Genomic DNA, 12,554 nt, shown 5'->3' with positions numbered 1-12,554 from the left:
AACAGGTACAAAACGGGCTGCCGGTATTCCGGATCGATATTATACACGGAAAAAGGGAAGACCGGCACGATCCGGGATACCAAAAGATGCCACGGGGCCGCCGGGAGCCGGGTAAAAAACCACAGTTCCCGGCGTTATCGTGGCCGGATCCGGCTCTCCTGTTCTCTCCGGTCCAGGTCAGGCCATGAAAATCCTGTTTACCTGCTCCCCTTTGCCTCAACTGCGCCGGTGCAGACCATGTGAAGGATACGGACATACACTTCTCGCTCGTGGGGGCTCGGGGGACAGCGGGGATCGCACAGGGCCGCCTCAACCTGCCGGACGACATCGCCGAGATTGGTCATGGGGTGGTAACGCCTCCGGCCACGTGTCGGGTCCAGAAAGACTGGAATGTCCGGCAGGGCCTGATTACAACGTCGGCAATATCGCGATATATATTACCAGAATGGCGCGGGTCTGATCATGGAACCAAGCGGTTAGCTAGCTTGGAGAGCAATTCTAAAAAAAGGGACCGGGTAAAATTAAAAAAATTAGACGGACAGGTAGTCCGCCGGGGTCGGCATCTGTTCCTTGAGGCCTTTCCTCTTGCGGATAGCGACGACGACTTCTTTTACCATGCTGTTGGGGACCAGCTCGAATCCCGAGAACTCGGTATTCCACATTGCACGGCCTTCGGTCGCGGACCGGATGTCACCGGCAAACCCGAAGAGCTCGGCGACCGGGGCTTTCCCGACCACTGTGATCGTGTCGCCCTCGCTCTGCATATCAAAGACCTGGCCGCGCCGGCCCTGGATCTGGGAGGTTGCAGCACCCATCTGGTCCATCGGGACCGTGATCTGGATCTTCTGGACCGGCTCGAGGAGTGAGTCGCCAGCGATGAGCATACCGCCCTTGATCGCGCCACGCACCGCCGGGATGACCTGTGCCGGGCCACGGTGGATCGCATCCTCGTGCAGTTTGACATCGGTCAGCGTCATCTTGAGGTTCTGGACCGGCTCATCGGCAAGCGGGCCACCGGCAAGTGCCTCATTGATACCCTCGATGATCAGTTCCATCGTCTCGTTAAGGTACTGGATACCTTTCGTCATATCGAAGAGCATGTTCGTGCCCTTGATATGCTTGACGTTCTTTGCCTCGTCCTTGCCCATGCCGGCATTTAAGAGCACGTCACGGCGCTCGATGGCCGGCTGGTTCATCGATACATCGCCGGATTTAATCAGGGCGACAATCTCATCGGGAAGGGGCTCGAGGGTAAAGTAGAACCGGTTGTGCCGGTTCGGGGACTTGCCTTCGACATTCTCGACCTTGCCCGTGACGGTTTCACGGTACACCACGATCGGCTCGGAGGTGACGATCTCGACACCCTTGTCACGCTTGATACGGCCCGTGACGATCTCGAGGTGCAGCTCGCCCATACCGGAGATCAGGTGCTCGCCCGTCTCTTCGTTGATGGCGATACCGAGCGTCGGGTCTTCCTTTGCGACCTGCCGGAGCACTTCGACGAGCTTTGGCAGGTCCTTCATGTTCTTTGCCTCGACCGCAACGGTCATGACCGGTTCGCTGTAGTGCTTGAGCGACTCAAACGGCGCCATCTCCATGAGGGTAGTGACCGTGGAGCCGACCATCGCATCCCGGAGACCGGTAACTGCCGCGATGTTCCCCGCGACAATCTCCTCGACCTCGACACGCTTCGGGCCCATGAAGATACCGACCTGCTGGAGCCGGTTCTCTTTTTTCGCTGAACCCATGACGTAGAGGCTGTCACCACGCTTGAGGCTGCCGGAGAAGAGACGCCCTGTGGCAACTTCGCCCGCGTGGGGGTCAAACGAGATATCGGTGACCATCAGCCCGACAGGACCGGTCGCGTCGCAGTCCATCATCGCCTTTCCTTCCTTGGACTCCTTGTCGCCGTGCCAGATAACCGGGATACGGCGTTTCTGTGCGACAAGCGGGTCCGGAAGGTGGTGCACGACCATGTCGAGCACGACTTCGTAGAGCGGGCTGTTCTTCGCGAGATACTTCATATCGCCGGCACGGCACTTCTCGAACACGTCCTTGAACGAGACGCCGCCCTTCTTCATGTACGGCACCGAGACTGCCCAGTTGTAGAGCGCGGAGCCGAAAGCGACCGTGCCCTCCGATGCATCGAGTTTCCAGCCGTTGTTATACGACTCCTCGTTCATGCCTTTGATGAGCTTGTTGACCTTGTCGATGACTTTCCCGAGCCGGATCTGCATCTCGGTCTCATCAACCTTGAGCTCGTTTACCAGCCGGTCCACCTTGTTAATGAAGAGGACGGGGCGGACCTGCTCCTTTAATGCCTGCCGGAGCACGGTCTCGGTCTGGGGCATCGTGCCTTCGACCGCATCCACGAGCACGACCGCGCCGTCGACCGCACGCATCGCACGTGTCACGTCGCCGCCGAAGTCCACGTGGCCCGGCGTATCGATCATGTTGATTAAATAGTCCTGGCCATCGTACTCGTGAACCATCGAGACGTTTGACGCATCGATGGTGATACCACGGGCCTGCTCTTCTGCATCCGAATCCATGAAGAGCTGCTTACCCGCAAGTTCCTCAGAAATAATACCGGCACCCGCAAGCAGGTTATCGGACAGGGTGGTTTTACCGTGATCGATGTGTGCCACGATACCGATGTTTCTGATATGCTTGGGGTCCTTCATGAGCTCTACTACGCGCTCAACCGTTTTTTTGCCTCGTGCCATGAAAATAACCTCAAAAAAAGATGTTTACCGGGCGGATTTTGCGATCCGCTCTTTTTCTTCCTTTTTCCCAACCGAGTAACACTTTGCGTCGCCTTTTGATGCGGCAATCAGTTCATCGGCAAGGATCGCGCTCGCGGGCTTCTTGGTGTTGTGCGAGGACTTCAGGACTGCCTCGGCAATGAACCCGATAGCGGAATCGACACGGCGCATGGGGGATGTGTCGACAGATTTCGGGACATTGATGCCACCGTATTTCAGGCGGACTGTCTCTTCCCGGGGACCAGCATTCCCGATTGCCTCGACAAGGACTTCAATCGGGTTTCTCTTGGTCTTCTTGTTGATGAGCTCGAATGCATCCCGCACAATCCCTATTGCCAGCTGCTTCTTGCCGGTGTTATTCTCGGTCTGCATCAGGCCGTTGATCAGCCTTTCTACGATCATCATATTGGCCTTATTGAACTCCTGGCGGGAGTACTTGCCGCAGGAGTGGGGGATGATCTGGGGGGTGAGATTCACGTACCGGATAAGGCTCGGGTCGGTAACCTTGACCTCGGAGACGTCCCACTTGTTGAAGAGCAGTTTCTTTGCCAGGGGCTTTGCCTCGGTTGCAGCTTCAGGTTTTGTTTCGGTCTTTGCTTTTACATCTGCTTCTGCCATCACGATCACCTGCGCGGTTTCTCCTTCCTGCCAATAACCATTTCATGGAGGCAGACATTGTTCACGCTGGTGACGACGTACCGGACCCCGGGAATATCTCCCATGGACCGGCCCAGACGGCCGCCGATACCTTCGATCTCGACCTCGTCGTGCTCATCGATAAAGTTGATCGCACCGTCGCCAACCGCAAACGCGGTGACCTGCCGGCCGTTCTTGATGAGCTGCACGCGAACGCATTTCCTGATCGCCGAGTTGGGCTGCTTGGCCTCAACACCGACTTTCTCGAGCACGATACCTCTCGCCTGTGGAGCGCCTTCGAGCGGATCCGACTTCACATCGAGGTTGAGTTCACGGCGGGCGTAATTCTTGTCGCTCCACCGGAATTTTTTTGAGTCCCGAACCAGTTTTCTGGCTGCAAATTTACCCTGTCCCATTAAAGAGCCTCATTTCAGTTGTTTTCGTGGTTATCGATAACCCACACTGAGATATATAGTAAAGCGGGGAACCGATTTATAAATTGTGGCATTCCACCTGCCTGTCTTGTACTATTATCCCTCACTCGTAATAATATTATATCCTCATCCGGCCAATATTTAGCAACCATGACCGTCGCGATCTATAAGGAAGTCCAGATCGATGCCAGCCACCGGCTGCTCCACTATAAGGGGAAGTGCGCGAACCTCCACGGCCACCGCTGGAAAGTCGAGGTCTGGGTTGAGGGAGAACCCGACGCGACAACCGGGATCCTGATCGATTACAACGTGATCAAGCAGGTCATCGGAAAGTACGACCACCAGATCATCCTCAACCGCGACGACCCGATGGTCGCTGCCATTGAGAAGTTCCAGCACGTGCTCACGACCCCGGGCGACCCGACAAGTGAACTGCTCGCGAGAGTCTTCAGGGACGATATTGAAGCACTCTGTAAGGCCGGGCAGATCGCGGCGCACGTAACACGGCTCCGGGTCTGGGAATCGCCGAACTGTTTTGCCGAGATCGTTGAATGAAGATCGCAGAGATTTTTTCAAGCCTCCAGGGGGAGGGAAGAAACCAGGGAAAACCCTGCCTCTTTATCCGGCTCGCGGGCTGCAACCTCCACTGCCGCTGGTGCGACACTGCATACGCGCAAGGAGAGGGAACGGAGATGAGCTGCGAGGCGATCCTCGACCAGTGCTGGCGCGAGAACCCGCGCTCGATTTGTATCACAGGCGGTGAACCACTGCTCCAGATCGATGAACTCGCCCGCCTGCTCCCATCCCTTGCAAGACGTGGCACGGCAATCGATATCGAGACAAACGGTACGATCGCATTTGCCGCAGTCCAGCCGTATGCATCCATCTGCATGGATGTGAAGTGTCCGTCATCCGGCGAGGAAAGCGACCTGTCGCTGCTCGCTGCAATCCGGCCTGAGGACAGCGTGAAATTTGTTGTCGCAAACGAAGAGGACTGCCGGTATGCCAGGGATGTGATGGAGCACCATACGATTGCCGGCGAGTGTTTCTTTTCCCCGGTCTATGGCACGGATTACCAGCCGCTCGTGGACTTTATCCTTGCAAACAACCTGCCCGTGCGGTTCCAGATCCAGCTGCACAAGGTGCTCGGGGTGAAATGATGAAGGCGGTCTGTCTTATATCCGGGGGGATGGACTCGTCCACCCTTGCCTATCTGGCAAAGAGCAAAGGTTACGATATCCTCGCCCTCCACGCAAATTACAGTCAGCGCACAGAGAAGAAGGAACGGGCCTGCGCGAAAAAGATTGCCGGGCTGCTTGGGGCACAGGTATTTACCGAAATCGACCTGCGGTATTTCGCGCAGTTCGGGGCGAGCAGCCTGACCGACAGAACGATCGCAGTCGACCGGTTTGATCCGGCCCGGGCGCATGTTCCCAATACCTATGTGCCGTTCCGGAACGCGAACCTGCTCGCAATCGCGACCAGTTTTGCCGAGGCAAACGAAGCAGATGCAATCTTTATCGGCGTGCAGGCACTCGATTATTCCGGATACCCCGACTGCCGGCCGGCATTCATCGATGCATTCAGGCGTGTGATCGAACTCGGGACAAAAGAGAGCTCGCATATCGAACTCTTCACACCATTCATCCACATGACCAAGACCGATATCCTCCGGGTCGGTAAAGACCTCCATGTTCCCTACGAGCACACATGGTCGTGCTACCAGAACGAGGATAAGGCCTGCGGCACCTGCGGCTCGTGCCATTTCCGGCGCGAGGCGTTTCGTACACTCGGTATGAAAGACCCGATCCCGTACGAGGTGGAGTAATGGAGATCTTCCGGGGCAGGCGCCTGTGGATAGAAAATACGAAGGTGATGCTCCCAAACGGCCTCGAACAGGAAAAAGTGATCGTGCACCCGCGAGGCGCGGTTGCGATCCTGCCGGTCACTCCAACCGGGTATAAGCTCCTGCGCCAGTACCGGTACGCAATTGGCCAGTACATTTATGAGGCACCGGCCGGGACAATGGAAGACGGCGAGGACCCGGCAGCGACCGCGCACCGCGAGCTCATCGAAGAAGCTGGCGTTGCGGCAACAACGATGACACCGAAGGGCTTCATCTACACCACACCCGGGTTCACGGACGAGAAGATCTGGCTCTTTGAGGCCCGGGGCCTTGTGCCTTCAAGCGAGTTCAAAAAAGATGCTGACGAGGTCATCGAAGTGATAGATGTCACAAAAGACGAGATGGACGCAATGGTAGAAAACGGCACTATCTGCGATGCAAAGACGATCTGCCTGATCCACCGGTGCGGCAGGGATGATGAGTGATGCGCGTCCCGTTCATCGCCGCCGGACTTGCCTGCCTCGTGGTGCTTGCCGCATTCGCCGGCTGTACCAGCAGCACTGCAACCCCCTCATATTCTGTGGATAATAACGGTGTCCTCTCGGTAACCTGCGCACCGGTCACGACAAACGAGACGGTGCTCTTCTCAAACCAGACCTATACCGAATCAAAAATTATCCTGCACACGCAGACAGGCGACGTGGTCACGTACCTGAGTACACCGGCACATCCAAAGGCCGTGATGCTCTATTTACCGGGCGCCGGGGAGAAAATTTCAGGCCACGCGGAACGGATGGTAACCTATGCCGAGGCCGGTTACGCCTTCATGTTCCTCGACTACCGGGGCCGGGGTGGGGAGACTACCGGGTACCCGCTCAACCCACAGACGGACTATACGCTCTTCGAGAACAAGGAGTGGCCCGAATATTACCTGACCATCTGCGACATCTCGTCAGCCCAGGCCATGCTTACCGCCCGGTTCGGTGTCCCGATCTACGCGGTCGGGGGGAGTAACGGCGGGCGGTATGCGGCCGTAGCAGCAGGAGTTGACAAGAACTTTGCCGGGTACGTGGGGATCTCCACCTCCGACTGGGGGATCAGGGATTCAGTGGCTGAGCAGGGCGGGACCGGGGATATCCTGCGGTTTGCCACATCGCTTGAGCCGAGTACTTATCTACCGACAATCTCCCCGCGCCCGGTCTGGATGTTCCATAACGCGACCGATCCGATCATCCCGTTTGCCCAGGGTAAATCCCTCTTTGCAACGGCAAACGAGCCAAAAACATTCACAGAGTTCAACGGCGACCACGGGATCAACCCGGATGTCGATGCCCGGCTCATAGCACTATGGGCGCAAATTTATGGTACGCAAACGTGAATAGGTACTAGCTTTAGAAAAGAGGCTGAATTCCGCACATGACAGAACCCGTGGAGATGGACGACGCGCGCAAGCGCTACGAGTTCAAAAAGACGCTCGAAAAACTGGAGGCACAGGAGGGAGACGGCACAGAGCTTATCACGCTCTACATCCCCCCCGATAAGCAGATCTACGATGTGACCGGCCAGTTAAAGGACGAGTACGGCCAGTGCGCGAACATCAAGAGCAAGCAGACCCGGACAAACGTCCAGAGCGCCATCTCCTCCATCCTCTCACGGCTCAAGTACTACAAGCGTCCGCCCGAGAAGGGCATGGCGGTCTTCTGTGGCACGGTCAAACTCTACGGTGATCGCACCGATCTCCAGTGCACGGTCATCGAACCTCCCGAGCCCCTCAACCTTTACATGTACCGGTGCAGCTCGAACTTTGAGCTCGAGCCGCTCAAGCAGATGCTCGAGGAGAAGTACGTCTACGGCCTGCTGGTACTTGACCGGCGGGAGGCGTACTGGGGATTTTTACGCGGCAACCGAATCGAACCCATCGGCGGTTCAACCTCAACTGTTCCCGGTAAAATGCGCAAAGGCGGCCAGTCGGCGGCACGGTTCGGCCGGCTCCGTGAGATCGCCATTAACGAGTTCTACACGAAAGTCGGCGAGCGGTCAAGCGCGATCTTCCTTGGGGAAAAAGACTTTTTCAAGCGCTTCAAGGGTCTTTTAATCGGCGGCCCGAGCCCGACAAAAGAGGAGTTCGAGGCAGGGAACTTCCTCCACCACGAGGTCCAGAAAAAGATCATCGGCCTCTTTGATGTAGCCTACACGAACGAGGACGGCCTCCCCGAACTTGTGGATGCCGCAAAGGACGCGCTCTCGGGCATGACGGTCATCAAAGAGAAGTCCCTCATGGAGAAGTTCTTAAAAGAACTGGTAAAGGACAATAACGGCCTTGCTGCATACGGGGAGGAGAGCATCAGGAAAAACCTCGAACTCGGTTCAGTCGACACGCTCCTCCTCTCCTCGAACCTCCGAAAGTCCCGGCTTAAGATAAAATGCCAGAGCTGCGATTACACCGAGGAGCGGACCGTGAGCATGCCGGTAGGAAAAACCGTCCGCGACATTGAGTTCGGCTCGTGCCCGAAGTGCACAGCGCCGCTCGTGCTCGACGAGGAGATCGATATTATCGAAGAACTGGCAAAGCTCGCCGATGCTTCAAGTGCGAAAGTTGAGCTGATCTCGGACGACTTCGAGGAGGGGTCGATCCTCTTCTCGGCATTCGGCGGAATTGCGGCCATTCTCCGGTACAGGACGGGATACTAAATGGTTTTTGACACCACGACAATAATAAAAAAAGCACTGATCGAATGTGCGGGCACCGAGGATGTCCAGCTCATCGATGGCGGGGAGCATGCTGACGTCGCCTCGACCGTCGCGTTCGGCCTTGCAAAGCAGAAGAAACAGGCCCCGGTAAAAATAGCGCAGGATATTGTTGTAGCGCTTAAAAACAACAAAGACCTCGCAGAGCAGGGGATCACAGTCGAGGCAAAAGGGCCGTATATCAACTTCGTCTTCGGCAGTGCCTACGTGGGTGCGGCCGTGAAAGCGGCGACACGGCCCGGTTACGGCTCGCTCCCGGCAAAGGAGACCCGGATCGTGCTCGAACACACGAGCGCGAACCCGAACGGTCCGCTCCACGTAGGGCACATCCGGAACTCAATCATTGGCGACACGCTCGCCCGGGCGTTCAGGAAGGCCGGCTACCGGCTCGAAGTCGAGTATTACGTAAACGATATGGGCCGGCAGATCGCGATTGTGACCTGGGGCTTCGACCACCTCGAACATGCGCAACACGAGGGTGAGAAAGAGGATGCCCATATCGCCCGAATCTATATCGAGGCCAATCGGGAGATCGAGAAGGACCCCGGCGTCACGCAGCAGGTTGACAAACTGATGCAGCTGGTGGAGAGCGGCGATGCTGAAACGGTAAAAAAATTCCGGAACGAAGTAGCCCGCTGCCTTGACGGGTTCGCGGTCACGTTAAAGAACCTCAACGTGAAGCACGACCGGTTTGTCTGGGAGAGCGACTTTGTCAGGAACGGCGACACGAAGAGGGTCATCGGGAAGATCGAGAAACTCCCACAGGCACGTCACGAGGATACCCTCCTCGCGCTCGACCTTGCGGAGTTCGGCTTTACCAACAAGTACGTGATCCGGCGGAGCGATGGCACCTCGGTCTACGCGGCCAGGGACCTTGCTTTCCATACCTGGAAAAGTGTGAATTTTGACCGCGCTATCGATGTGCTCGGCGCCGACCACAAGCTGATCGGAGCACAACTCCAGTGCACGCTAAAACTCCTCGGTGAGAAAGCCCCGGAGATCGTGAACTTCGAGTTTGTCTCGCTGCCCGAAGGCTCGATGAGCACCCGGGCGGGAAAATTTGTCTCGGCCGACGACTTGATCGAAGAAGTCACAAAGCGTGCCTTTGACGAGGTCACGACCCGCAGGCCGGAACTCGACGAAGAAAACCGCAAAAGTATCGCAAAGTCTGTCGCCCTTGCCGGCATCCGGTACGACATCGTGAAGATCTCGCCCGAGAAGAGCACGGTCTTTGACTGGAAGGAAGCCCTCGATTTCGAGCGCCAGAGCGGCCCCTACATCCAGTATGCCCACGCCCGTGCATGCAGCATCCTTGAAAAGGCCGGCACATTTATCGAGTGCTACGACCTCGAAACCGAGCAGGAGATCGCGCTCGCAAAGAAGATCGCAAAGTTCCCCGGTGTCATAGAGAAAGTGGTTACAGAACTCCGCCCGCACATTCTCGCCACTTATACCCACGAGCTCGCCGACACTTTCAACTCGTTCTACCACTATGAGCCGGTCTTAAAGAGCGAGGGCAAGGTCAGGGACCGCCGGCTTACTCTTGTGAAAGCCGTGCAGAATACCTTAAAAGAATCGCTTGAGACGCTCGGGATCGATGCCATCCGAACCATGTAAAGCCCTGAATAAACAGGGATACCTCTTTTTTTCGCCTACATCCACTGCCGCACTCAAGCCCTGTCTCTGGTGCAAGCGGGCGCTCACGGGAGGAGAGATGTGCTACAAGCACCAGTTCTACGGGATCGACAGCCACCGCTGTGTCCAGATGACCCCCACCCTGCGCTGCAACCAGCGCTGCCTCTTCTGCTGGAGATCGTTCGAGCACGAGATGGCGGAAGTTGAGGAATGCCCGCCCGAAACTATTCTCGCCGGCGTGCACAAGCTCCAGAAAAAGGCGCTTGCCGGCTACAACGCGGTGCTCGACAACACCGTTACCGAAGAACGCTGGAAAGAGGCGCTCGCACCAAAGCACGTGGCGATTTCCCTCTCGGGGGAGCCCACGCTGTACAGCCGGCTCCCGGAACTGGTTGATCTCTTCAACGCGAACGGCTACACCACGTTTGTCGTGAGCAACGGCACGAACCCGGACGTGCTCGCCCGGTGCCGGCCATTCCAGCAGTACGTATCGCTCGATGCGCCAGACCTGGAGACATATGAAAAGACCTGCCGGCCCATGGGTGATGCTGATGGGTTCTGGAGCCGGATCAAAGAAAGCCTCGGTCAGCTTTCCACAAAACGTTCTGCCGTGCGGATCACGCTCGTGGCAGGGCACAACGATATAAATCCTGATGGGTACGCGAGGATCCTCCAGGACGCGGGAGCAACATTTGTCGAGGTAAAAGGATACATGTATCTGGGATACAGTAGAAATCGTTTGCAACGAAACAACATGCCGGAGCATGCACAGGTGCGGGCATTTGCCGAAAAAATTACTGCATCGTGCGATTATAAGATCCGGGATGAAAATCCCTTAAGCAGGGTCATCTGCCTGGAGCGTGAGGAAACTTGAAATTCAACCCGCAGGAATGGAAAGAAAAATCGCATGCAAACTTTGAGGGGGCGTGGCACGAAGGCCCGTCAGTCGTCACCCCGCCGTGCGAAGACAAAAAATACCCCCGCCTTCAGTACAAACGGGCACAGCCGCACCCGATCTTCGAGACCATCAACCGGTTACGGGAAATTTATCTCTCTTTGGGATTTGATGAGATCGAGAACCCGGTGATCGTCGAAGAAAGCGACATCTACCGGCAGTTCGGCCCCGAAGCAATGGCCGTTTTGGACCGGGTCTTCTACATCGGCGGTCTCCCACGCCCGAATGTCGGGATCGCCCGGGCGCAGCTCGACGCCATCAACGAGATCCTCAAAAAACAGATGCCAACTGCGACCGAGGAGAAACTAAGGGAGACCCTCCACGCGTACAAGAAGTCGGAGATCGACGGCGATGAACTCACGCACGAGCTCGCAAAAGTGCTCGACACCGATGACGGGAACGTGGTGCACATCCTCGACTCGGTCTTCCCCGAATTCAAATCGCTCGTTCCCGAGTCCTCGCGCAGCACGCTCCGGAGCCACATGACAAGCGGCTGGTTCATGACGCTCGGCTCGATCTGGGAGAAGACTCCGCTGCCCATCCGTCTCTTCTCGGTCGACCGCTGCTTCCGGCGCGAGCAGGCTGAAGGCCCGACCCGGCTCATGACCTACCACTCCGCGTCCTGCGTGGTTGCGGGCGAGGATGTCACCATCGACGATGGCAAGGCCGTAAGCGAGGCGCTCCTTTCAGCGTTCGGGTACGAGGACTTCCGGTTCCAGCCCGATGACAAGCGCTCCAAGTATTACATGCCAGACTCACAGACCGAAGTCTACGCGAAGCACCCGGTCCACGGCTGGGTCGAGGTCGCGACCTTTGGCATGTACTCCCCCTCCGCGCTCGGAGAGTACGGCATCGGTGTCCCGGTCATGAACCTCGGCCTTGGCGTCGAACGCCTTGCGATGATCGCGTATAATTCAAACGATGTACGGCAGCTCTCGTATCCCCAGTTCTTCCCCCGGCCGCTGACCGACCGTGAGACCGCACGGGCCGTGCACCTCAGGGAGGAGCCGGTCACTGTGGAAGGAAAGACGCTCGCACTCGCGATTGCCCGGGTCGCCACAACAAATGCCACGGCACAGGGGCCCTGCTCTTTTGAGGCATGGGACGGCACGCTCTTTGGCACGCACGTGAAAGTGACAATCGAAGAGACAGAAGCTAACGCGAAACTCTGCGGGCCGGCGTGCGCAAACGAGATCTTTGTCCACGAGGGAAATATCCTCGGCGTGCCCGATGTAGAGAAGTGGAAGGATGTAAGGACAAACGGCATCGCGACCGGGATCTCCTACCTTGCCGCGGCGTCCGCGTTTGCGGCATCGGAGATCGAGCAGGCCGCCCGGTGCGGGAAAGGGACACTCGTGCAGGTCAAGATGGCCAAGCACCCGAGCGATATCAACCTGAAGATTGAAGATTACGCGATGCGGGCAATCACCGACAATAAGAAGAAGATCGATGTCAGGGGACCGGTCTTTTTAGCAGTAAAGTCGGCACTCGCTGACTAAAATCTTTTTTCACATCCGCACTCCAGGGAGATTCCA

At 57.1% G+C, this 12,554-nt stretch carries 13 protein-coding genes; 9 read left to right on the top strand and 4 right to left on the bottom strand.

The window, feature by feature from the left end; translation table 11 throughout:
• Positions 1 to 197 precede the first annotated feature (197 nt).
• The 4 genes from WCE46_RS08695 to WCE46_RS08680 all read right to left on the bottom strand — a co-directional run bounded on the left by WCE46_RS08695 (position 198) and on the right by WCE46_RS08680 (position 3,817).
• Positions 198 to 344, bottom strand: a complete 147-nt coding sequence (locus WCE46_RS08695; protein ID WP_424733301.1) for a hypothetical protein — start codon at positions 342 to 344, stop codon at positions 198 to 200.
• A 186-nt stretch (positions 345 to 530) separates the two neighbouring features.
• The gene (locus WCE46_RS08690) at positions 531 to 2,726 is read right to left on the bottom strand and encodes an elongation factor EF-2 (protein WP_424733300.1); all 2,196 of its coding nucleotides are present in this window, start codon (positions 2,724 to 2,726) and stop codon (positions 531 to 533) included.
• 24 nt (positions 2,727 to 2,750) lie between these two features.
• On the bottom strand, positions 2,751 to 3,383 hold the full coding sequence (locus WCE46_RS08685; protein ID WP_424733299.1) for a 30S ribosomal protein S7: 633 nt from the start codon (positions 3,381 to 3,383) through the stop codon (positions 2,751 to 2,753).
• Positions 3,384 to 3,388: 5 nt separating this feature from the next.
• A complete protein-coding gene (locus WCE46_RS08680; RefSeq protein ID WP_011991275.1) occupies positions 3,389 to 3,817 on the bottom strand; it encodes a 30S ribosomal protein S12 in 429 nt (142 codons plus the stop codon).
• Between the two features lie 168 nt (positions 3,818 to 3,985).
• Between WCE46_RS08680 and WCE46_RS08675 the strand changes: the two genes are divergently transcribed.
• Genes WCE46_RS08675 through sepS form a run of 9 tightly spaced genes read left to right on the top strand, consistent with a single transcriptional unit; the run spans position 3,986 to position 12,518 of the window.
• Positions 3,986 to 4,390 carry a 6-carboxytetrahydropterin synthase gene (locus WCE46_RS08675; RefSeq protein ID WP_424733298.1) on the top strand — a complete coding sequence of 135 codons (405 nt, stop codon included), beginning with the start codon at positions 3,986 to 3,988 and terminating at the stop codon, positions 4,388 to 4,390.
• The gene (locus WCE46_RS08670; protein ID WP_424733297.1) at positions 4,387 to 4,995 is read left to right on the top strand and encodes a 7-carboxy-7-deazaguanine synthase QueE; all 609 of its coding nucleotides are present in this window, start codon (positions 4,387 to 4,389) and stop codon (positions 4,993 to 4,995) included. Before WCE46_RS08675 ends, WCE46_RS08670 begins: the two co-directional genes overlap by 4 nt.
• Complete coding sequence (queC, locus tag WCE46_RS08665) at positions 4,995 to 5,663, top strand: 7-cyano-7-deazaguanine synthase QueC (RefSeq protein WP_424733369.1); 669 nt, start codon at positions 4,995 to 4,997, stop codon at positions 5,661 to 5,663. The genes WCE46_RS08670 and queC overlap by 1 nt, the downstream gene beginning before the upstream one ends.
• The gene (locus tag WCE46_RS08660; protein WP_424733296.1) at positions 5,663 to 6,166 is read left to right on the top strand and encodes an NUDIX hydrolase; all 504 of its coding nucleotides are present in this window, start codon (positions 5,663 to 5,665) and stop codon (positions 6,164 to 6,166) included. Before queC ends, WCE46_RS08660 begins: the two co-directional genes overlap by 1 nt.
• Positions 6,166 to 7,059, top strand: coding sequence for an alpha/beta hydrolase (locus tag WCE46_RS08655; protein ID WP_424733294.1), 894 nt, complete (start codon positions 6,166 to 6,168; stop codon positions 7,057 to 7,059). Before WCE46_RS08660 ends, WCE46_RS08655 begins: the two co-directional genes overlap by 1 nt.
• 38 nt (positions 7,060 to 7,097) lie before the next feature.
• Positions 7,098 to 8,372 carry a peptide chain release factor aRF-1 gene (gene prf1, locus WCE46_RS08650; RefSeq protein ID WP_424733293.1) on the top strand — a complete coding sequence of 425 codons (1,275 nt, stop codon included), beginning with the start codon at positions 7,098 to 7,100 and terminating at the stop codon, positions 8,370 to 8,372.
• On the top strand, positions 8,373 to 10,046 hold the full coding sequence (argS, locus tag WCE46_RS08645) for an arginine--tRNA ligase (RefSeq protein ID WP_424733292.1): 1,674 nt from the start codon (positions 8,373 to 8,375) through the stop codon (positions 10,044 to 10,046).
• Positions 10,027 to 10,938, top strand: coding sequence for a 4-demethylwyosine synthase TYW1 (gene twy1, locus WCE46_RS08640; RefSeq protein ID WP_424733291.1), 912 nt, complete (start codon positions 10,027 to 10,029; stop codon positions 10,936 to 10,938). Before argS ends, twy1 begins: the two co-directional genes overlap by 20 nt.
• Positions 10,935 to 12,518 (top strand): O-phosphoserine--tRNA ligase, encoded by a 1,584-nt coding sequence (gene sepS / locus WCE46_RS08635; protein WP_424733290.1) that lies wholly within the window; start codon positions 10,935 to 10,937, stop codon positions 12,516 to 12,518. The genes twy1 and sepS overlap by 4 nt, the downstream gene beginning before the upstream one ends.
• Positions 12,519 to 12,554: the final 36 nt, after the last annotated feature.

The sequence above is a fragment of the Methanoregula sp. genome (assembly GCF_049690535.1).
In the GTDB taxonomy this organism is placed as follows: Archaea; Halobacteriota; Methanomicrobia; order Methanomicrobiales; family Methanospirillaceae; genus Methanoregula.
Note: the sequence above shows the minus strand (reverse complement) of the source record. Positions and strands in the feature narration are given on the sequence as shown.